The following is a 22,003-nucleotide window of genomic DNA, read 5'->3' on the forward strand; positions in this document are numbered from 1 at the left end:
AGTCGTCGAATCAGGTGATAACATCAGGCGAGTTATCGTCCGCCCACGCCAGCGCGTCAAGCCGCTCGATAAAGCGGGCCACCGTTTCTGGCGGATCTCCGGCATGGCGCAACAGATAGGTGGTCATCATGGGGGTTTTCCCAGCTAGTGGGCGAGCCACCACTCCAAAAGCCCGGCTAGCCGCAATATGAGAAACGTCAGCCAACCCCAGTGCAAACCCGGCTGAAACCAAGGTCATCATCAGGTCGAACGAGATAACCTGTTCGACAATCAACGGCTCCTGCGCAGAACAACGCAAAACCCGCGCCACCTGACGAGCATGCCCTTCACACACTCTCGGGTCACACAACACCAACGGGTAACGCAGCACTTCGTCCAACGGGATCTGGCTGTAGGCCAGTAAAGGATGTCGGGCAGGAACGGCCACCATTAATGGTTCGGCCCAGACCGGTTCAGCAGTGATATGCTCACCCACTGCATCAGACAAGGCAAAACCCACATCGTACAGTTCATCCTGCAATCCCTGAATTTGCTGAAAGAGCGGCATTTCAAACAGGCGAATATCCACCTCGGGTTCTTCCTGGCGGCACAGCGCCAGCAAGGTTGACAAGCGCACAGGGGTAATGCCGTCTGACAGCGCAATGCGCAACTGGTCATGATAACCGTTGGCTACGGACTGCACGCTGTCGCGTGCCTGTTGCAACACCGCGAACACCCGGGCGACATGGTCCAAAAATAACTTACCGGTGCGAGTCAGCCGGGTACTGCGGGTGGTGCGCACAAACAGTTTCACCCCCAGCTCGTCTTCCAGTTCCTTGATGGCACGGGACAACGGTGACTGCTCAATATGCAGCCGTTCCGCCGCCCGGGCAAAGTGCAGTTCTTCTGCAACCGCCCGAAAGTAACGAAGATGGCGAAGCTCCATACCCGATACCTACATCTCATCATCGAACAGGTGGCCCGGCATCGGGCCACGGAATACTGAGTGTAGGAGAGCGCGTTAGCACAAAGTTGAACAGAACTCACACTGACAAGACGATTCAGGCATTATCAGGGCATTCTTATAGCTGCCCCTGCTTACCCTGATGGACACAGATACGGCTAACTATCGGGCGCGGGGGATTCTTCCTGTTCAGACCTGAGCCGAGAGCGGGGAACGCGTGGGATTAGCCGCCCCTGTTCGTCAAAATAACGGCTCGGCCAAATCTCATAGGCTGGCACCCCCAGTGCATCAGCAATCAGTTGCTCCCCTTTAGGCCACGGACGATTAAGCGCATTACCCAGTGTGGAGGAATTCAGCCCCGCCGCCCGCGACACAGCAGCCATTGTGGTTCCCCGTTTGTGAAGCCCGGCAATAATGTCGGCAGAATGCCAGTCAGCCAAGCCATGCCTTTGAATAGAGCTCATTCACTGCACCTCTCAAGATAAAGAGTTACTTTCCATAATAAAGGATAGTTTATTTTGAGATTAAATATCAACCAAAAATAAAGTTTAACTTTATTTATGAAAAATAATCTTTAAGAAAGAACCGTTAGCGGCAGAGATAATGCCATCATGCCATTTAGATGAATTGGATATCGCCGTGATCGGGAAACGATTGAAACTGGCCAGAGTCAACGCAGGCTTAACGCAGCTTGAGCTTGGATGTCGGGCCGGTCTGGATGAAGAAACCGCCAGTTCGCGTATCAGCCAGTATGAAAGGGAAGTCAATGAGCCAGACTTTGGTCTGGTCTGTCAGTTTGCTGCGGTTCTCGATGTCCCCGAAGCTTACTTCTATGCAAGAGATGAAGAGTTGGCACTAATTATCCTGCAATATCATTATCATAAAAAAGTACATCCTGATGCGGTGTTTGGTGCAGCTTTCTGGCTGGAACATGGGCGTTAAGCTGCCTCTTTACTAGTTCCGCCCCCTGAGCATTACCTAAAATACTGTTGCTCAGTATCGGTAAGTGTCAAGATAGTTAGCGCCCCAGTTGATTTAGGCTGTCTGTTTTTTTCCGTTCTGGATTCAGCATGACCTCGTCTGTCGGCTACCATTTCCTTGTCCTGCCTGACCAGCGTTCTGAGTGTTACGCTTTTGTTTTTTGATACACCTCTTCCCGATTTTTCAGCAGCGCACGATCTTCACCTCGGTGTCGTTGACCACCCGGTAAAACGCTCTACCCATTCACGCGCATCCTCTAAGGGACACCCCAGTACTGATATCTAACCGAGCGGAAGAACGCCTGCGCGGCGGGTTGGATGAGATAGTCGATGCATGATGTCGCCGAGCGGGGAAACTTTTGCGAATGCAATACATCGATGGGGCTGCGCACAGCTTTTCTGATGACGGCCCTGAAAAAGATACAGCCTGCGCCTTGGTTGGGAAACGGCGCAGGCGGCTCCGAGTATGACAACCCGGAAACCGGAGAGCGGGTTCATAACCCTTACAACCAGTACCTGCTGGATTCCGCCGAGGGGCATCTGTTCATTATCCTTACAGTGATGTTGGTGGCAGGGAGTCGAATAACGAAAGAGGAAGGGAACCTGATTAGGCGGTGAATGATTTTGATGCACAGTTTTGCCGGACGCATAACCCGTATTGTCTCTATCGGGTGATAACAATTTGATTGTAAAATGTTTACTGGCTGATATATTTCCCAAGGCAGGCACGTTGTCCTTTTCTGGTTGGATTGGCTGAATACCTTGAATATTGCTGATTTTGCGAGCAAAATCGCAGTAAATATTCCCTGCCATCATGTAGAGATGTCATCCGCTCAAGCCCTTCAAACAGCAATTACTCACATGTCTATGTGGCGTAAAGGCGACCAGCGTGCGCCACATAAGCCGCTGTTGCTGCTTTACGTACTGTCAGCCTATCAACAAGGGCATCCGCGCCTGTTTCATTACGGCAATGAAATTCGCCCTAACCTTTTGACTCTGCTGAACAGCTTCGGGCCTCAGCGGCGCACTCATTACCCGGAGATGCCATTTTGGCGGCTACGAGGCGATGGTTTCTGGGAATTACAGAATGATGATCGTTGCTCACCACAGAAAGGTAGTAAAGAACCGCCGAACCGTGAGCTTATTCAACATGATGTCATGGGTGGTTTTGATGAAGTCAGCTATCAACTATTAAAAAAACAGCCACGGCTCATTGAGAAACTGGCCCAACAGATTTTAAGTGAACATTTTCCTGAAAGTGTCCAGGCCGTGATTGCCAGCAGTCTGGAACTGTCGATAGAGGATGTCAGACAATCCCGCGATCCCCATTTTCGTCAGGCAGTGTTACGTGCGTATCAATACCGCTGTGCGGTATGCGGCTATGATTTACGCCACGATACAACACCGGTTGGTCTGGAAGCCGCACACATCAAATGGAAGCAATACGGTGGCCCTTGTACCGTAACCAATGGACTGGCCTTATGCTCGGTACACCATTCCGCATTTGATATCGGTGTTATCGGTATTACTGACGAAATGAAATTGATGGTTTCTGACGGTGTTAACGGCAGCAAGATTGTTGAACGCCTATTCTGGGATTTTGAAGGAAAACCGCTTTTTATGCCCAAAAAGCGGGAGTATTACCCGCTGGAACAGTTTGTGGAATGGCATCGGGGGCAAGTGTTTAAAGGTGTTTAATTTCATATCGAGAGGGAAGATAATGCTGATAAAATAAAATCAAAAGATTACTGCAGCAACAAGTAAGTTTAGTTTTTCAGCTTCTTCAAAAAAGGAAGTATTAATTAGCATTAAAATATTTACATATAAAAGCATATCACGCAAAACACCTTATTTGTGATTGATTTACATGGATAATAATCAAAGAGCTATGATGGCTAAGACGTCTCTATCAAATAATATTCTCCGAGCCTGGCAGCGTGTAGAATTTTTCCAACCTTATACGCTTGAAGAAAAAAAGAATAGCTTACGAATACCACTTAGCAAGCTCATCCAGAATGGTGATAACTACTTGCCCTGGCTTTCTGCTGATCTGCGTGAGTTACATCGTATCCCCAAAAAAGTGTCATACTGCATCCATATCGGCCTGTTTGATAAAGGGATAGCCAACACCATCACCCAAAGTGTGTTTGGGCCAGATAAAGGGCATGATGCAGAAGAACAAGAGCAACGGCTGGATCAGGAAGGGATCACCTGTTTTGCTAAAGTTCAACTGAATTCGGAAGGCGTACCGGCGTTGGATAAACTGTCTGTAAGTTCTCTTCCTTGGGCACTTGGACATTTACAAGAAAAGCGCTTTCAAGCCCTTAACGCTAAGTTTTTTTCTGAAGCGTGCCAGAGACTCGCCAGCACACTCAGGAATTTCAGCTCTACGTTAAAACCAGAACGTGAGAATGGTCCTGGCGTAATGAAAGCTGATGATATTTTAACATTATTAGCTACACATTTAGTGGAGTGGGCAGATTTTAAACCAAACTGGGAATATGCTTTACAAATTGACTGGTTTGAAGGGAAAAGTGAGTGTACAGAAGCTTCCTCGGAAGAAGATGATGAAATTGAAGAAGAAATTAGTGACAGTGATCAAAGTTTAGCGCTACCTATCTTAAACAGTTTCTTTTTTGAGGACATTGAACACATTATTTCGGCGTTACAACTTAATAATGATTGTAAAGCTCTCAGAACTTACCTTTCTGACAATGCTCCACGAAACACCGATCTGTATTCACAAGATGGTCTCGAATCGATCATCGATAAACTACATCCAACATATATGCCTCATGGCCGCTGGCCCACCGAACCAGAACACACTATGTCGTTGATGCAGCAATTTGTCATTAATACAGCGGTAAAAGAGCTGGCTGAAGGTGGATTGCTTTCCGTCAATGGTCCGCCGGGAACGGGAAAAACAACGTTGCTACGTGATTTGGTCGCACATAATGTTGTTGAGCGCGCTAAGGCACTGTCTCGTTTCAAAAAGGTTGATAACACTCTGGATAGTGATGGTTTTATCGTAGAAGCGCTCACCGGTTTTGAAATGGTTGTTGCATCGTCCAATAATTCGGCAGTGGAAAATATTTCGAAAGATCTACCGCAAAAGAAATCGCTGGCTAAAGAGTTTCGCTCACTTAATTATTTAGCACCAACAGCAAATCAGATAGCGGCAGAATATCTGCCAAAGCGTGAACGTAAAAAAGATAAGAATGGTGAGGGAAAAGAGCGTGAGTATCATCTTTTTAAACCTCTGGAAAAGGATAAGCAATGTTGGGGCATGATTTCCGCTGCATTGGGTAAAAAATCTAATCGGGTTAAGTTTGCGCAAAAATTACTTATTGACGAGCATTTTTTACGTAAAACCCCCGCTGAAGATCCTCGTCCTGAAGATGAGGATTTTCTCAGCTTGTGGCGCTGGAAACACTATCATTCACAACTCTCTTTTGCAGAATCGAAAAGAAAATTTCTGCAGTGTTTGAAAGAGACAGAAATGCTACAACAGCAATTAGCCGCCTTTGCCCATCTACTCGAAAAACAGTCTGACGATTCGCTCGACACCTTATCACTAGAATTGGCTCAAACCCAAAGCCTCTATGAGGAACAGCTTGCTAAGCTAAAACGTGCTGAGGTACAACGTGATGTCGTAGAAAAACAAGTTCGACATGCAGAACAACAGCAAAAAATTGTTGAAAGCACGGCACCTGGCTGGCTAACTCGCCTGATAAGCCGTAAGCGGGTAAATGAGTATCAGGCTAAGCTACGTACAGTACAACTTGAACTACTAAAGCTGACAAGGTTACAAATCGAATGTGCACAAGACGTAGCTAAACAGATCAAGTTTTGTGGTGACCTTGAGGAGAAAAAGCGAGCTATAGAGCATGATATTACCCAAATGACTCAGCAGCGGAAAAATGATCTGGACAAATTGCAAACATTGCGGAATCAATTCTCTGATATAACATTACCCAATATCAACCAGCCCATTTATGATGCAGCATTGCAACGCACAGCATTCTGGCAAAACGCACGGATAAACCGTCAACGCTCCGAGTTATTTATCGCCGCGATGGAACTGCATCAAGCTTGGGTCTATGAAGCATTAGGAATAAACCGTTTTAGATCTATTGTTCTTGGGTTTAATTCATTCCTTGCACACCCCCACACCAAGATATCCCCTATCCGTTGGTGGCAAACGCTATTTATGATTGTACCGGTACTGTCAACTACCTTTGCTTCAATTGGGCGTATGTTCCACGGAGTGAAAAGCGAAGAATTGGGGTGGCTGATGATTGACGAGGCTGGTCAGGCATCGCCACAGCAAGCTGTTGGAGCAATCTGGCGAGCTAAACGAGTATTGGTAGTGGGTGATCCCCTACAGGTCGAGCCGGTGTTTACCACATCACCATCTTTGGTTGAACGACTCTGTTTAGATGTTCTAAAGGAGCGTGCCAGGGACTGGAATCCAGCGTTACTCTCGGTACAGCAGGTTGCCGATCGCGTTAACTCATGGGGGTGTGAATTAGAGGTGATGAATATACCTGTTTGGATTGGTATTCCCCTATGGGTACATCGACGTTGTATTGAACCAATGTTCAGTTTGGCGAATAAGATGGCCTACAACGAACGGATGATCCACGGTCTTAGTGCTGACAAGGTTAGTAGTCAGTCGATAAACAACATGATTGATAATCACTGGCTGATTTCTTCTGGTGGTCAAGGTGAAAAACAGTACCGTGACAGCCATGGCAACGATTTGCTCACCTTAGTCGATCGCCTACTAGCGGAGAATGTGGCACTTAATTCAATTTATGTCATCACACCGTTTAAAGCAGTTAAGGCAGGGATATTACAGCTAATTAGACAGCGAAATATAAAGGCGTGGCGACAACATGCACCTCTGATATCACACCAAGAACTCAGCGATTGGCAGCAGAAATGCATTGGTACTGTGCATACGTTTCAGGGGAAAGAGAATGATATAGTTATTCTTGTCCTAGGTTGCGACAAGGATAATGATGGTGGTGCTAAATGGGCGGCAAGTAAACCTAATCTGTTAAATGTTGCCCTTACCCGAGCCAAAAGACATATTTTTGTGATTGGTGACCCAACCGTATGGCATGGGTTGCCTTGGTTTCGTGATGTGGCAAAAACACTGCCGACAGAATAATAAGATCAGTGCATTAGCTAATACAAATAGAATATTTCTTGACGTATCCTTTAAACAGGAGTGGGCGATGAGGTTAGAGCAAGCAAGAAGTTTAGAGTTGGATAGAGACATAACAGCGGAGGAAGCTGATAGATTATTCACTCAAGGTCTTGTCACATCAAAGCACCTTTTCGAATGCCCTGAACTCCATTGCCATGCGCAAGTCACATGTGCCAACCTTGATCGGCCTAAGCGCTTACGTAAGCGTGACCCATATTTCAAATTTGTCTCTGAACATATTCTCGGATGCAAACTGGAAGAGCAGAGCGATGATGAATTGCGTCGAGCCCAGCATGCGAAAGGTGATCCTGAAGCATTACCTTTTATCCGTGATGATGTTGTTGAGCTTGTTTTGTCCGTATCGAATAAACATGTCACACGTATTCTTCCCACGACTGATGACAAAAAAGAATCAACAAAACGTTCTAAGTCTACTGATATAAATGAAAGTGGTGAAGATCAGCAAAAACGACGTTCTCGCAAGCGGTTATCTGGATTAGCTGATGCATTTATTGCCAAAGAAAATTTCTTTATTGAGACCATTGATGGTAGGATTCATTTAAAAGATTTTTTCATCCGAGTTGACGATCGCAAGGATATTAGTGAATATCCAGATGAACCACGAGTTTACTTTGGCAAGGCTTGGATTAATCGAAAAGAAGACTATTACCTAGTCCGCTTTGCAAATGAAATGCGAGCTGGAAATCTCAGATGCAAACCAACCTTTTTTATTCCCTCTAGGTTTGTTGAGCGATCCGATTATAAAAGAACATCTAGGGAATCACTGGATAAGATAGCGATGAGCAATCCATCTAAACCACTCTATTTATTCATTCTTAGTGAATTACCCCCAGTTAAAGATAACAATGCCAATTATATCAATTTTAAACTAGATACACTGACCTATCTCTATTATCGCCATTGGGGAAAAGATAAATATTGATGAGAGACCTCGGTATCAAGAAGGCAAAAAGTATCACACAGCGCCCGCGTAATATGGCCAGCCTACTACTTGATGGAGTTGCATTTATCGAGAAGTGTTTTGCTGAAAGTCCCTCTTTAGTCTGGATAAATCTTCTACGAGCTGGAACCGAACGTCTGAGCACAAAGAGTTTGCTCTGCTCCTCAAAGGTCCAATTTCTGCAATCCGTAACCCCACCTGAAAATCCTTTGGTAGGGAGAAGAAGATACAGCAGACTACCTTATTCTACTTTCTATGCTGCATCGTAAACTGGATAAATCCCATGTGGTTAAAGCATAATTTTGATGATCGATTAGTGAGCAAAGAAAATGATTATGTGAATTGGTATACTGATTCCAGTTAGGAAATAAGCTATATAACCTAATGAAATTTTATTTGATTTACTAAAGTATGGTTGCGTAAGGATGCACTGGTAATGAAAACACTACAATCTGTCAAACCTACTGATGAGCAATTGAAGTTGATGGTCAGACCCAGACCTGGCACATTAATCATTCGTGGTGCTGCAGGTAGCGGTAAAACAACAACTTCAATTTTAATGATGAAGCTATCTATCGGCTATTTTTTAGAAGAATTTTCCAGACTTGGCATAAATGAAAAAATTAACATTAGAATTTTTACTTTTAATAAAACACTTTCGGCTTACATTAACGATTTAGTAATAAGTGAAACGTTGCTATCAACACCCGAAAACCATAGCCGGTTAAACATTGATGTGTTGACATTATCCAAATATATGTACAACAGAATTGATGGTTCTCCAAAAGTTTTAAGTTTGCAAGACCAAGCAAATAGGATAAGACACATTGGTCATTTAATCCCCTTAAGCAATCAATTTTTGGTAGATGAAGTAGAATATCTTTTAGGAAGATTAAATGAGGAAAATTTAGAAGATTATCTTGAGATGGAACGTACTGGTCGTGGTACTATGCCAAGAATGGAAAGGCCACTACGAAGGAGAATTCTCGATGAGGTCGTTTACCCTTATATTAGATCGAAGGAAGTTGATAAAATTTTGGATTGGAACGATGTTGCAATTTTGTTTATAAAAAATAAAATAGACAACATTCACATAGCTATTATTGATGAAGCACAAGATTTCTCAGCTAACCAACTTAAAGCAATCACTAACCAATTATCTGACATCAACTTCACTACAATTATCCTTGACAGCAATCAAAAAATATATAAACGAGGGTTTGCCTGGAAAGAGGCCGGCATTAACATTGCTAATACTCGATATGCTCGATTAGAGTTCAATTATAGAAATACAGTTGAAATAGCTACTTTTGCAAGTAGGTTGATCAAAAATACAGCCATTTCAATAGACGATGATGGAACATTGCCAATACTTGATGCAATTAAAGAGCATGGCCCTCTCCCACTTGTCTTGGAAGGTCGTTTTAATCAACAGTTAGATTTTGTGATCGATTACATATTAAAAAATGTAGATTTAGATCATGAAACTGTTGGTTTTTTACATGCTAAAGGTGGTGGGTGGTTTGATCGTGCAGGCGGAATAAAAGATACACTTAGAAAACAAAACTTGTCCTTCGTTGAAATATCGGGAGAAAGCTCTTGGCCACCGAATGAAACGAACATAGCCCTGTCGACTATTCACTCAGCCAAGGGACTAGAGTTTGACCACGTCTTTATTCTTGGGCTTGAGGAAAATCATTTTTATTTTAGTTTTGCAGATAGTCAAGACTCTGATTATTCATCGGTAATAAAACTTATTTCAATGGGGATTACGAGAGCTAAGGTAAGTATTATCCTAGGTTATTGCTTCGACACAAGACCATTTTTCATCGATCATTTGGACACTAGTACCTTCCAGAAGGTGGTGCTATGAACGAATTTGAGACACTGATAAAGGCTAAAGACATTAAAGAGATACTCCACTTCACAACAAACCAAGGTCTTTTAGGCATTCTTAGAACCGGAGCTGTACTTCCTAACTCTCAGCTAACAGAAGAAGATACTTTAGCGTTTATTTTTCAACAAAACTCATTGAAAAGAAGAGAGAGAGATTCAAAGTGGTTAAGTTATGTTAACCTATCTATAACAAAATTAAACTTTGAGTTCTTTGAGCATTCGCGAAGTGTTCACCAATATTCTGACATCTATTGGGTAATATTATCTTTTTTACCAGAAATTATAATAGACTCAGGTGTTTGCTTTACGACTACAAACAACATTTACCCGTCTTGCCTTCGAGGAGAAGGTATTGAAAGTTTCGAAAGGATGTTTCGCAATACTATTGTTGGTAAGTATCAAAGGGAAATTTTCAGAGGACCATCACATCTACCGTCGTGGACGACTTGCGAGCAAGCTGAAGTCTTGTACCCCGGAAGACTTGCTTTAGAGCGTCTGGCAAAGGTTTATGTATCAAACTTTGAGGATAAAGCTAGTATCATGGCTCAATTGGCTGTGTTAGGTTTAGTCCTAGATGTGGAAGTTTGTCCCAACAAGTTTAGAGATGATACGAATGACAATTAACAATATTGAAAACACTGTTAACTCAAGTCTTTGGGCTGCATATGGGGATGCTTTAGGGTTCATATCTGAACTAGCAGACTGCAGTTTGCTGGTAAAAAGAACAGGTCGGGACCATTTGTCTGGTTTGATTGAATGGAAAAGACAAGTCGGTGGAATGTATGGGCCTCTAGTATCAATACCTTCTGGTGCTTACTCTGATGACACCCAACTCCGACTATCGACGTCACGAGCAATTAATCAGAATAATTATTTTGATATAAATGCATTTTCAAAAGTGGAACTTCCTATTTGGTCTTCTTATGCTTTAGGTGCCGGCATATCTTCAAAACTGGCAGCGGAATCTCTCGGAAAAAAAAACGTCACCTGGTATAACAATTTTTATCAGTCAAAGAAAACAAGTTATGTGCACTCTGGAGGTAATGGTGCAGCTATGCGAATCCAGCCTCATGTTTGGGCAAGCCGAACGCCAGAAATAGTAGATTCGTTCCTGCTTGATATAATAAAAAATTCTCTTACTACACATGGGCATCCTAGAGCTATTGCAGGAGCTGTATTTCATGCTTTATGCTTGAGCCAAGTTTTAAAAAATAAAAGCATACCATCAATATCTGATGTTCGGCTTTTTCTCCGATGGATAAATGAAATTCCTAATAAAATCCATAGCGACATAAACCTTAATACTGCCTGGGCTCCTTTGTTCGAATCTCAAACATCTACAAGTCTTGAAGAAGCATATGATGAAGTATACCAAGAATTAGTGCACCTTCTTGATATTGTCGAAAAGTGGAAAGCAGAGGAAAATCCATCATATAATTCCTTAGTAAAAGCTCTTAACTTGAAAGACAAAAGAACAAGAGGAAGTGGTACATTAACTGCAATTGCAGCACTGGCTGCATCATATTTACACCCAGATAATTTACCTTTATTAATGCTTGATATTGTTAATGAACTTGGTACAGACACTGACTCAATTGCAACTATGGTTGGGGCGTTAAGGGGATATATTGAAGGAACAAGACCACCTCAAGAACTACAGGATCAATCGTACTTAATTTATGATGCAGAGAGATTATATACTCTTTCTCAAGGTAATGAGTGTAATAGTTTTGCATTCCCCGATGTATCGGAGTGGAACGCTCCTGTTTCTTCACTAGATTTTGTTGGTATACAGGATGGAAAAATTGTGTTTCCACCATTTGGGGAAATAAAACCAATATCAGAAGAATTCAGAAGCAATGGCACTGACACGTACCAATACTTTTATCAATGGATGATATCTGAGTTTAATCAATCATTCTTGCTTAAACGTCGTAATGCCTCAACTTTGAAATCATTTAAGTCAGAGCCTAGCTCTATGGAAAGTAACAATTTTTCGAAACGGGTAGATTCCTCGTTATCAAAGCAGCAACAAATTGAAATCCCCGTAGATTATCGCACTCAATCAAAGAGACCCATTGAGTCAAATCCAACCATAAAAAGCAGTGAATTAGATATTGACAAACTAACAACAGAAGCAATTAAAAGTAATTTCGATGAAAAATTAATTGGAAGTCAATTATTATACATTTCAGGAGTCATGGGTGTTAATGGTGCAATTGCATACTCAGCCATAATCGCGAAAGCAATTACCTCCCGAAAGAATCGAAATAATCGAAATAATTAAATGGATTAGCATGGGATATCTAATTTACTAGATATCCCATATTTAGACTACTGTAGCACCTGAATCATTCTTCAACTCACTGAAAAGCACACATCAGAAGCCAAACCGACACTCTCCACATGAACTCAGTCATCATTAGTAATCCTTTTTATCACTAAGAATTACTTTATTTAAGACCAAAAAAAGCACCAAAATAAAGTATTACTTTTATTTTTAAAGGATTTTTTCAAGAAGCGTAACCACGATACCGTGATAATCAATCATCGTTCGATCAACAAACAAGGTAACACGGTGATTGGTAAACGTTTGAGGCTGGCAAGGGTCAATGTGGGGTTAACCCAGGCAGAGCTAGGAAGGCAGGCCGGGATTGATGAAGAGTCGGCAGGCGCGCGAGTCAGTCAGTATGAGAAGGAAACCCATGCGCCCGACTTCAAACTAGTTTGCCGGTTCGCAGCGGTGCTGGATGTACCTGAAGCTTATTTCTATGCCGTGGATGACGATTTGGCAACACTGATTTTGCAGTACCACCGGTACAAGAAAAACAACCCCAACTCGACGCTGTTGATTACGCCGCAGTAAGCCATTAAACCTGTCCACCTCCGGGACACAACACCTCAGCCAATAGCCGGTCCCCGCTGCCGGCTGAATTCCCAGGCCACCCGGTTGCCACGGATGATCGCGGTCATTGACTGACCTAGCCATGGTTCGATGACAGGTTTCCACGGTACCAGGCTGAAGCCCAGCCCGTCATCCAGCATCGCGTAGCGCCCGCTGGCAAGTAACAAACTGCGTCGGTAGATACCGCTGATACATTGCCCGTCAGTCGCGGGGCGGTATACCAGTCCGGTTTCCCGGGCAATATCCTGTGCAGTTTTCTCCAGCTCACGCTGGCGCAGTGTCGCTAGCAGGTTACTCACCAGGCGCACTCGTTGCCCTTCCTGTACCGCCAGCCCTTGCGAGATAAGAAAGTCAACACGCTGGCGGAGCGCTGCCCGTACCTCGCCCCCAAAGCCACGTACATCCGGCGATAGGTTTCCACTAAGCAACTGCTGATCGAGCCAGGTCGCCCCGATTGCCCGGATCTGGCGTTCAACCGGCAAGGGCGATTGTAGCGAGACAGTAGCCCCACCGGCCAGACGCTGTATATCGTACTGACGGCCACGCTCAGGCAAATCGTCAGGAGTACGCCAGACACCTTGTGCCACGCGCTCGACAACCCCTGCCCGGCGTAACGCCTCCAGCCGGCGCACATGGAAAGCCACCTCCTCATGTGGATCGAAACCGTCATCCCGGTGCTGTGCTACCCTCAGATGATGTTCGGTGCGATAGATACCCGCGGACGCCAGACTTGCAATATTCCGGTCAGTCTGGCGGATAGCGGCCCCGTTCACCGCCACCACCGAACCACTAGGAAACTGCGCTAGATCGGCGCCGGGCGGCAACACCACGTAGTGAGCCTTGCCGTCCACACCGTCAATCACCAGATATCCTCTGTCATACAGTTCATCAGCCAACCCTTTACCGGCCACCCGGCCGATGAGTGGATGAGGGTCTTCACCGGGCTGGAACACCGCCAGCTCACGGGGTTGACCGTGCATGGCGCGTTGCATGGCCCGGATGATATCGCCACGCTCACCCATCTCTCTCAGCGTCTTTTCCGCGTCTGCCTGTACGTCCCAGACACCGGGCGTCTGCTCACATGCCAGCCCCATCCGCGCTAAATATTGTAGTCGGCCAATCAGCAGCTGCCGCTGGTGTTTCAAGGATGACGCGGAAAACTGCGCAGTATGCACCCGGCCATTGTCGGCAAGACGCTGAAGCGTGCGATCCAGCCCCGTCCACCGCGCCTGCTCCACTTCGCGCTGACGGGTGTGCTGCATTTCTAGCTCCGTGCGCGGCCCCAACCATTCCGTAGCCAATGCCGCGGCCCGCAACCGCATCCCCTCGGCAATATAATCCCGCGAAATAATCAGATCTCTGCCGGTCTCGTCTTTGCCCCGCAATACAATATGGGTGTGCGGATTATCGGTATTCCAGTGATCCACCGCCACCCAGTCCAGCCGGGTGCCCAGATCGGCTTCCATACGCACCATCAGTTGACGGGTATAAGTTCGCAAATCGTCGAGAGACTCCGCGTCTTCAGGCGAAACGATAACGCGAAACTGATGCCGATCTTCACGTCCGCGTAGTTCGAACGCCGCCCAATCGGCGTGATCGGTCAGTGGGCCATAAGCCTGACCCGGTTCCCCCTGTCGGCCGACACCGTCACGCTCGATATAACGCAGGTGCGTGGATGTTGAACGGGCACCGGCTTTCGTCAGATTTACCAGCCGGGTCTTTACCGTCACACGCCGCCAGTCTGGCGAATAGGCATCATGGGCAAATCGCGCCGCAACCTGACCGCGCCCCAGTCGGGCACCGGGTCGTCGCCCATTTTTAGCGGTCCTGATACCGGCCTTGTTTATCTGGCGGGCCACCTGACGTACAAAGGCATCGCCACGCTGCTTCGGCCTACCCGGACGAGGGGTAAAACGCTCATCATGCTTCTGGCTCATCACTTCCTCCCTGCTACTTGTCAGCACAGGAAATAGCCATGATTAATAATCAATTAGTGGTTCCACAGCACGCCAGAACACCGGATGCGTGCCGCCCTTTCCCCGTGTGCAGACGGCACGTCGGCGTCACCGCGTGTCGCCCCCTTTTATCTTGCCCTGCCCTTCGTCTATTCCACGACGCGCTGTTCAGCCGTAAGCCGCTACCTTGTCAGCAGGGGTTGTGCCGCTCCCCGCACAGAGGCCATCGGTACCGGTCCAAAATAACGACTGTCAAACGATGCCGGGTTCGAGGTGCTCAGCAGGAACACCTCGCCTGGATACAGGTGCCGACAGCCCGGCCAGGCCGATAACGGTCGCCCCAGCCGGTCGGCCCGCAGCACGCGAGCCACAACCATGCCGTTAATACGCACCGTGTCGGCGATAACACATACCTGTTGGGGTGCCATAGCCCCAATCGGTTTAAGCAGTGGCACCCCCGCTGGAAGGTAACCACGCTGCGCAGCCAGCAGTGCGGCCTCAACCGGAGGCGACACCAGTACCACGCTGCCAACGAATAGCGGTGGCAATGGCGGGCGAAGCGGCTGAAGGCGATACCAGCCTGGGGCGATACTGTCCGTCGGGTTGTAGACCAGATACGGCGTAACATCCCCCACCGCTGCCCAAGCCAGTGAAACCAGGCCGGATAACGACAGGCCCGCCAGCCACAGCGAAGGCGCGCCCCATCGAACGTGATGTGTCATGCTCATCGGGGTATGTTCTCCTGCCATCCGCGCTCTTTTGCGGTGATGTTGCCGCCCGTCCTGTAAGGATTCAGGGTGTTGAACCCCGACTTTCTGCCAGCGGTCTGGGCGTGCCGTTTACCGGTTATCCACCGGTATCGCCACCCCCAACAATTCGTTAGTTTTTTTATGTTAGAACCGTTAGCGCGATGCCAAACCCGCGCCAGCAGCGGGATACGGGCTCGCCGATGCGCCTGATAGCACGAGGGGGATGCGCTCGATAGCCCGATAGCTCGTGCGCCTGATAGCACGACCGTCTTCACCGTTTTTTCCCAGGTTATCCCCGTGCCGCGGATGACACCGGCCGGAACGTGAGTAGCTCCCCGCCTCCCGGCAAACGCCCTATACCGAGGACATACCCCGGCAGGGACTGGCGGGCCACCAGCGTGCGCAGATCGCAGGCGAAATCGCTGTACCGGGCTGCGCTGCCGGATTTGCGGTACAAATGGCGAAAATCGAACCGCCACCCAGCCGCCTGTCGGCCGCCATGTTTGCGCACCAGACGATACAGCCAGCGCTCGATCCCACCGGTCAGTCGGAAGTAAGCCGAATCGATGGTCAGGACCAGCGCCGCATCGAGAACACCGGCGTAAAACCAGTCCGGCAGGATCAGCTCGATGCCCAGCGACATGCCCCGGGTATCGGTTCGCTCGTGCCATTCGTTGAGCCAGGAGAAACGGTGTAACCGCCGTCCGCTTTCGGCTCGAATCGAGGTGGCAACAGTAGTGGACTGCAGACGGTCGAGGGCAGCTTTCAGCCGCTGATAGTCCCGCTGCGAAGTGCCACGACCGATAAAAGTCAGGATCTCGTAGGGCGTGGCCCGCATCCGGCGTGACGTCGGAATGCCCGCATCGCGGGCTTCGACGATTTGGCTGGCCGCCCAGATCAGAATGTCGGCGTCCCAGATAGTGGCAATACCCTGTTCGGCAGTGCCTTCCACCCGGATCCTCACGGTACCGATGCCATACTCGATCGGCACCGTGCGGCGTGATTTCGATAAGGAAAAGAAGGGATACGCCATCAGATCCCGGGCATCGCGCGGTGCCATGCGTCCCGGCAATGCCTGGAACAGGTCGAGCGAACCGGACATCAGACGTGCGGCCAACGCGCCGCCGTTCAGCGTACACGGCTGTCGGCCGAGTGGTACTCGGCATAGTCAGGATCGGACGTGGTTTCAAAGCTGTGCTGATTAGCCCAGCTATCCAGATCCGATACCGCATACATGACACGGCGGCCAAATTTGCGAAAGCGCGGCCCACCACCAATGACCCGCTGCTTTTCCAGCGTGCGCGGTGATAATCGCAGATAGGCAGCCGCTTCGTCGTTGGTCAGATAACGGGGCGGCTGTGGGGAACGGGCAGGCTGCGGCGTAACCGCAACAGCAACATCAGGGCGAACAGGAACAGGGCGCATAGGATCAACCTCCAGTAGTCAACAGGGTCAGCCACGCCAGCGCAGCCAAACGGAGACAGTCTCGAAAAAATACGTTCGCCTGCTCAGGGCCGTTTTGCGCCGGAAACAGAACGACCCTTCCCAGCCACGGACGGGGAAACAAGACAGCGATACCCGCCCCACATCAGCCGCTTGCCGCGAGAGACCAGCCGCCGGACTCGGGAGCGGAGGCCACTATCCGCGTGCCAGGCGTCAGCAAGGCCCTCCGCACCCATTAAACCGGCAGCTACGTCACGCAAGGAAGCACCAGCCAGCGACGCATCCAGCGCCTGCAGGGTATGTAACTCCCGCAATGCGGTGGGAGACGGCCGGGGATAAGCCATCCTATCCGGTACTGCTTTGCGCCTTTCCACTCCGTGACTCAACGCGGCCGATAATAGCCGGTAACGGGAATGCAGCAACACACCGCCCCTGATGGCACAGACATACGCCATGCCATCGGTCAGCATCGGTACACACACCAGCCGTAGGCAACCGCCGGGCCAGCGCGTCAACAGCAGTAAGCGTCGGCCATCATGCACCAGATCATGACGGCCGGGCATGTGCCAAAAGGCGAAAACCGGGGCAACGGGCGATGGGTCGGCATCCGGGTAAAGCAGCACAACGCTGTCAGGGTCGGGATACCAGACGGGATGCGCCTCACGCGCATCCCGGGACGGATCTTCCCACAGGCGTAGGCCCCAACGCTGTGCTCCACCGGCGCGACGCGGGCGGTGGAGCCAGTCAAAGCGGTAATCCGGATTTCGGCGCAGGTATTCCCAGGCCAGCGCGGGGCCATCAAGATGTAAGGCGTAAAGGTAAGCGGCAACTGGGCGGCAATGCCCGACGAGATGAGACGTCATGATACTTTCTCCTGTCAGAAACCGTGTTCGTCACCACAGGCATTGAAAGGACCATTGACCAAAGAAAAGTCGACAAAACAAATCATTAGTGGGTGTTAATGGCATGACCCGTCACGCCAGCGTTTACGACCTTACCCGAAACTGTACCCGGGATCATGACCGTTCCAGTCAGGGGGACAGGCGTCAAACGGCAGAATGCCGATTATGATCGATGGCGCCGTGAGTCTGATCGAGGTTGTCGTAATGCGAAGTCAGTAGCCACGTTATTATCTTAAAAACAATCACCACCTCTCGAGGAGGTTGACAATAAAAGGAATAAAAACCGTTATTCCGTTCAGGTCGAATGAAAAATCCAACCGGGAGAAACGGCGAAAACTCGATATCCGGTGGTATAAAAAGCGCAACGTCGTTGAACGCTGTTTTGCCCAGCCTTGGCCTGGCTGAACGAACATCGCCGTATTGCCACCCGCCCGGAAAGAACAGCCAGAAACTACTTGAGTATACTTAAACTGGGTGTTGTCCGGTTATTTTTGAAGCGACTGTTAAGTTAAGGGACACAGCCTAAATAGCTGCGCCTAATACCGCTACACCTACCGTTTACTGACATGTGGCATGTTGCGTAAGGGCAACACATCCGAGGCCTTATGTAGAACAGCCAGACAGAGAAAACAGCTCCAACGCCTTACCCTGCAAGAGCTGGCCGAAAGTGGAGCACTATTCCGCACAGCTATTTAATCATCTCACTTTGGATATTAATCATAGAGTCAGTCTTTATAGGAAGAACTCCACTTGAGTTTAACTTGGCCAACGAGATATCTATCATGCAGTAGCAAAAAAAACTTTTTCTGTTAGAATTATTCGACTACAATAGATAATTGCACATAAAAAACAGAATCAATAATAATGAGTCAAAATTAACTCTGGAGATAATAAATGGATAAATTAATTAAAACGGATAGATATAGAAAGTCTAGTGCAGATCACTCATCAATTCTTGCAGCCACTCAAAGTGATCGAGCAAGGTTAATATATTCTGCAGCTTTTAGACGATTACAGCAGAAAGCTCAAGTATTCTCATTAGAAAGTAATTCTTCTGTTCGTTCTCGCTTGACCCACTCAATCGAAGTTTCACATATAGGCCGCTATTTAGTAGCCTCTATTTTTGAAAAAATATTAGCAGCCGATAGAATCGATAGTTCAATAAAAAACTTCTGGATGAAAAACAACCTAACAATTTCCAATATTGTAGAAACCGCATGTTTAATGCATGATATTGGCAATCCACCTTTTGGTCACTTTGGTGAGTCCGCAATAGTAAAGTGGAGTAAATCTGACGAAATAAAAAAATCAATTAGAACATCAATAAATAAAGAATTAAATAATGAAGAATTTGATGATTTACTTTGTGATATAAATAATTTTGACGGCAACCCTCAGGGTCTGAGAGTTATAACTCGCTTACAGGGAGAGGACGGATATTATGGACTCAATTTAACATATACACAACTAGCTGCCTTCCTTAAGTATACATTTTGTCCTAAAAGCATTAATTCCGAAAAACCATTTAGTAAAAAAATCGGATACTTCTGCAGCGAAAAGAATATAATAGAAAGAGCTTGGAAAAGCCTTGACATGCCACCTAATTCAAGACACCCTCTGGGTTTTTTAATGGAGGCTTCAGATGACATATCTTATTGCATAAGCGACATTGAAGATGGTATAGAGAAAAAAATAATTTCTTTTGAAAACTTCAAAGAATTTACAACCAAAAAACTTTCAGATCTCAAAAATTCTATCCCCACACAAGAAAAAATATGCGAAGAATTAATTAACAGTTTATCTGTTACTCCGAACTCACCGATTGGTAGTTTTTTATCTTTTAAAACAAAGCTCTCTAATTATCTCGTAGAACAAGTTGCTCTTCGCTTTGTGGAAAAATATGACAGTCTTGTAAAATCAGAATATAATAAAGAATTAATTTCAGAATCAGATTTCGAATACAATCTATTGAAAATCCTTAAAGATTATACATCTCAATACTTATTCACCTCTGAAGAAGCCGAAAGAATGGAGTTATCAGGATTTTCTATAATAAAAGGGATATTGGATGAATACTTACAATTATTATCACTTTCAAAAAACGATTTTTCACTCCTATTAACAAAAGATAACAAAAAAATCAGAAAAAACAATTTAGACATTCAAAGACGCTTATTCAACAGGCTTCCTTCTAAGCATCTCAATGCATATAAAACATCTTTATTAGATTTACCATTAAATGATCCTGGTTATTCTGAAGAAAAAATCAAAAACAGATTAGAGTCAATTGATAGTACTATCGAATGGAAACTTCGCGTCCACCTTATAGTTGATTTCGTTTCCGGCATGACAGATCAATTTGCAATGGAAATGTATCATATGCTTAAAGGTATAAAGGTATAAAGGTATAAAGGTATAAAGGTATAAATACAATGAGCGAATTACTAACAAATCATCCATTTATTATTAGGCATCCAATATTATGGGTGACTAATCTTATAGAAAACCAGATAAAGAATAGTATCGTGTCTAGTAGCATTTCTCTTACATTTAGTAAGTACCGTTATTTACCTCAAAGCTTTACTGATGAGAGATATATTTTCAGCCTACCGATATGGCAACTTAACGAACAAACCTTATTAGATATGATAGCAAATTTACAACATGGTGAAGAGTTAGCACTCCATTCACAACTTTTTGACTTTGGCTCGGAACATCACATTCCATTAATCGATTTTGGTAATGTTGATAGAGGTATAATTGACAGCACACCACTAAGAGACTTAGCATCCCATTGGAATTTAAGCTTTTACATTTTTAATAGCGGTAGGTCTTTCCATGCTTATGGAAACAGGTTAATAAAAAATCATGAATGGATAAAATTCATGGGCAGTTTATTACTATTGAATAAACCAAGCGGTTTTAAATTGATCGATGAAAGATGGGTTGGACATCGAATTATGGCTGGTTATTCCGCCTTAAGGTGGTCTTGCAATACAACTCATTACAAAAAAAAACCGACCTATGTAGGCTATCTAAATCCGTATGGATTATTTATGGAAAAGTAATTTTTAAATTAGCTGTGTTGGCTCTTTATAAATCAACGGTAAGCAACAGCATTTCGCTAATTGGCTGTAGGTAGCATGATCATGGGCGTAATAGAGATAGCTCATTGAGGGTTACCGAGATTATAGAACGGTTCGATCTAGCTGATTTTTTTCCGCACAGCATCTACATCGTAACCACCGTCCGTCTGATTACACAGAATCGCGGACAGGCTTTTCCCTTCACTATCCTCGACCGCAGCACATCCCACATATGCCGCAATACCCGCTCAGGGTCTGCCATGTCCGCTTGGCGTTGAGCGGAAAAGCCGGTGGTGTGGCCCATTCTCTACCTACGGCAACCCCGCCATTCGGCGGGGTGCTGTGTTTCCGTTAAACCGCCGCTTTGCTGCGCGACCAAATCAGGTTATAGGTGCCATCATCGTCCTCGATCAGGCGGGCGTAAATGGTCGTCGGAAGGGACGGGTCATCGAGCGTGACCGACAGGTAAGGCCGTTCGGCCTGGCTGATTTTTTTCCACGCCGCGCCGATGTCGTAACCGCCTGCCGTCTGGATGCGGTAATCGGGGACGCTGTCGCCGCTTCGGTCATTGGGAACAAACTTCACCTTGACGTTAAGGGTCAGGGTGCGAACCGTGCCGGTAAAACCGTTCGTCTGGGCGGTGAAGGTGCCGATGTTAGCCATGATCATTTCTCCTTTCGGGTTCATCAAGGTCGCGCCATCGCGTCCTTGTTGTGAACCGACAGACGGAGACCGGGCTGGCCGCACCTGCGGCCGTAACACCGTGAAGGACCAGCAAACGCCAGGAATTTGCTGCGCGAGGAAGGCGCTGGCGCCGGGGACATTGCTGGTGCTTGCTGGTTGCGGCCATCAGGCCCGAGGCGTAGCCGTGCCACCGTCAGGATTCACAACGACACAAGGACGTATGGCCCTACCGCCCCCGAAAGGTACCATGGCTAACGCACCTGACCGACACAACGGCGTTACCG

At 46.8% G+C, this 22,003-nt stretch carries 19 protein-coding genes; 11 read left to right on the top strand and 8 right to left on the bottom strand.

Translation table 11 applies throughout. The features are described 5' to 3' along the window. Nucleotides 1-10: 10 nt before the first annotated feature. Both LF929_RS16850 and LF929_RS16855 read right to left on the bottom strand, forming a co-directional pair. A complete protein-coding gene (locus LF929_RS16850; RefSeq protein WP_210175152.1) occupies nt 11-925 on the bottom strand; it encodes a LysR family transcriptional regulator in 915 nt (304 codons plus the stop codon). 176 nt (nt 926-1,101) lie between these two features. Then, nucleotides 1,102-1,407, bottom strand: coding sequence for a helix-turn-helix transcriptional regulator (locus LF929_RS16855; RefSeq protein WP_033569615.1), 306 nt, complete (start codon nt 1,405-1,407; stop codon nt 1,102-1,104). Nucleotides 1,408-1,546: 139 nt separating this feature from the next. Between LF929_RS16855 and LF929_RS16860 the strand changes: the two genes are divergently transcribed. The 9 genes from LF929_RS16860 (at nt 1,547) to LF929_RS16900 (ending at nt 12,861) form a co-directional block, all read left to right on the top strand. Further along, a complete protein-coding gene (locus LF929_RS16860; RefSeq protein WP_050515699.1) occupies nt 1,547-1,885 on the top strand; it encodes a helix-turn-helix domain-containing protein in 339 nt (112 codons plus the stop codon). 368 nt (nt 1,886-2,253) lie between these two features. Continuing rightward, nucleotides 2,254-2,541 (top strand): hypothetical protein, encoded by a 288-nt coding sequence (locus LF929_RS16865; RefSeq protein WP_210175153.1) that lies wholly within the window; start codon nt 2,254-2,256, stop codon nt 2,539-2,541. Between the two features lie 204 nt (nt 2,542-2,745). Continuing rightward, the gene (locus LF929_RS16870; protein WP_210175158.1) at nt 2,746-3,621 is read left to right on the top strand and encodes a phosphorothioated DNA-binding restriction endonuclease; all 876 of its coding nucleotides are present in this window, start codon (nt 2,746-2,748) and stop codon (nt 3,619-3,621) included. A 193-nt stretch (nt 3,622-3,814) separates the two neighbouring features. After that, a complete protein-coding gene (locus LF929_RS16875) occupies nt 3,815-7,099 on the top strand; it encodes an AAA domain-containing protein (RefSeq protein ID WP_318841906.1) in 3,285 nt (1,094 codons plus the stop codon). Between the two features lie 67 nt (nt 7,100-7,166). After that, complete coding sequence (locus LF929_RS16880) at nt 7,167-8,081, top strand: hypothetical protein (protein WP_210175906.1); 915 nt, start codon at nt 7,167-7,169, stop codon at nt 8,079-8,081. A gap of 454 nt (nt 8,082-8,535) precedes the next feature. Then, nucleotides 8,536-9,972 (top strand): 3'-5' exonuclease, encoded by a 1,437-nt coding sequence (locus LF929_RS16885; protein ID WP_210175905.1) that lies wholly within the window; start codon nt 8,536-8,538, stop codon nt 9,970-9,972. Further along, the gene (locus LF929_RS16890; RefSeq protein WP_210175904.1) at nt 9,969-10,619 is read left to right on the top strand and encodes a DarT ssDNA thymidine ADP-ribosyltransferase family protein; all 651 of its coding nucleotides are present in this window, start codon (nt 9,969-9,971) and stop codon (nt 10,617-10,619) included. The genes LF929_RS16885 and LF929_RS16890 overlap by 4 nt, the downstream gene beginning before the upstream one ends. Further along, a complete protein-coding gene (locus LF929_RS16895) occupies nt 10,609-12,282 on the top strand; it encodes an ADP-ribosylglycohydrolase family protein (RefSeq protein ID WP_226093447.1) in 1,674 nt (557 codons plus the stop codon). Before LF929_RS16890 ends, LF929_RS16895 begins: the two co-directional genes overlap by 11 nt. A gap of 249 nt (nt 12,283-12,531) precedes the next feature. Beyond that, nucleotides 12,532-12,861, top strand: a complete 330-nt coding sequence (locus LF929_RS16900; RefSeq protein ID WP_226093446.1) for a helix-turn-helix domain-containing protein — start codon at nt 12,532-12,534, stop codon at nt 12,859-12,861. 35 nt (nt 12,862-12,896) lie between these two features. On the opposite strand, the gene LF929_RS16905 is transcribed toward LF929_RS16900, so the two are convergent. The 5 genes from LF929_RS16905 to LF929_RS16925 all read right to left on the bottom strand — a co-directional run bounded on the left by LF929_RS16905 (nt 12,897) and on the right by LF929_RS16925 (nt 17,910). Then, the gene (locus tag LF929_RS16905) at nt 12,897-14,837 is read right to left on the bottom strand and encodes a relaxase/mobilization nuclease and DUF3363 domain-containing protein (protein WP_226093445.1); all 1,941 of its coding nucleotides are present in this window, start codon (nt 14,835-14,837) and stop codon (nt 12,897-12,899) included. 200 nt (nt 14,838-15,037) lie between these two features. Continuing rightward, a complete protein-coding gene (locus tag LF929_RS16910; protein WP_226093444.1) occupies nt 15,038-15,583 on the bottom strand; it encodes a S26 family signal peptidase in 546 nt (181 codons plus the stop codon). A gap of 310 nt (nt 15,584-15,893) precedes the next feature. Further along, entirely contained in the window at nt 15,894-16,706 is an 813-nt protein-coding gene (locus tag LF929_RS16915; RefSeq protein ID WP_050568520.1) for a replication initiator protein A, read from the bottom strand. Nucleotides 16,707-16,732: 26 nt separating this feature from the next. Next, complete coding sequence (locus LF929_RS16920) at nt 16,733-17,029, bottom strand: helix-turn-helix domain-containing protein (protein WP_012768890.1); 297 nt, start codon at nt 17,027-17,029, stop codon at nt 16,733-16,735. Nucleotides 17,030-17,112: 83 nt separating this feature from the next. Further along, nucleotides 17,113-17,910 carry a DUF2285 domain-containing protein gene (locus tag LF929_RS16925; protein WP_226093443.1) on the bottom strand — a complete coding sequence of 266 codons (798 nt, stop codon included), beginning with the start codon at nt 17,908-17,910 and terminating at the stop codon, nt 17,113-17,115. A gap of 933 nt (nt 17,911-18,843) precedes the next feature. On the opposite strand from LF929_RS16925, the gene dgt reads away from it, so the two are divergent. Together dgt and LF929_RS16935 are read left to right on the top strand one after the other, a co-directional pair. Beyond that, nucleotides 18,844-20,352, top strand: a complete 1,509-nt coding sequence (gene dgt / locus LF929_RS16930; RefSeq protein WP_226093442.1) for a dGTPase — start codon at nt 18,844-18,846, stop codon at nt 20,350-20,352. Between the two features lie 29 nt (nt 20,353-20,381). Continuing rightward, nucleotides 20,382-21,017, top strand: a complete 636-nt coding sequence (locus tag LF929_RS16935) for a hypothetical protein (RefSeq protein WP_012768886.1) — start codon at nt 20,382-20,384, stop codon at nt 21,015-21,017. Nucleotides 21,018-21,386: 369 nt separating this feature from the next. Here LF929_RS16935 and LF929_RS16940 read toward each other — a convergent pair whose 3' ends face one another. Further along, the gene (locus LF929_RS16940) at nt 21,387-21,698 is read right to left on the bottom strand and encodes a DUF736 domain-containing protein (protein WP_226093441.1); all 312 of its coding nucleotides are present in this window, start codon (nt 21,696-21,698) and stop codon (nt 21,387-21,389) included. Between the last annotated feature and the right edge of the window lie 305 nt (nt 21,699-22,003).

This window comes from Dickeya oryzae, assembly GCF_020406815.2.
Taxonomy (GTDB): domain Bacteria; phylum Pseudomonadota; class Gammaproteobacteria; order Enterobacterales; family Enterobacteriaceae; genus Dickeya; species Dickeya oryzae.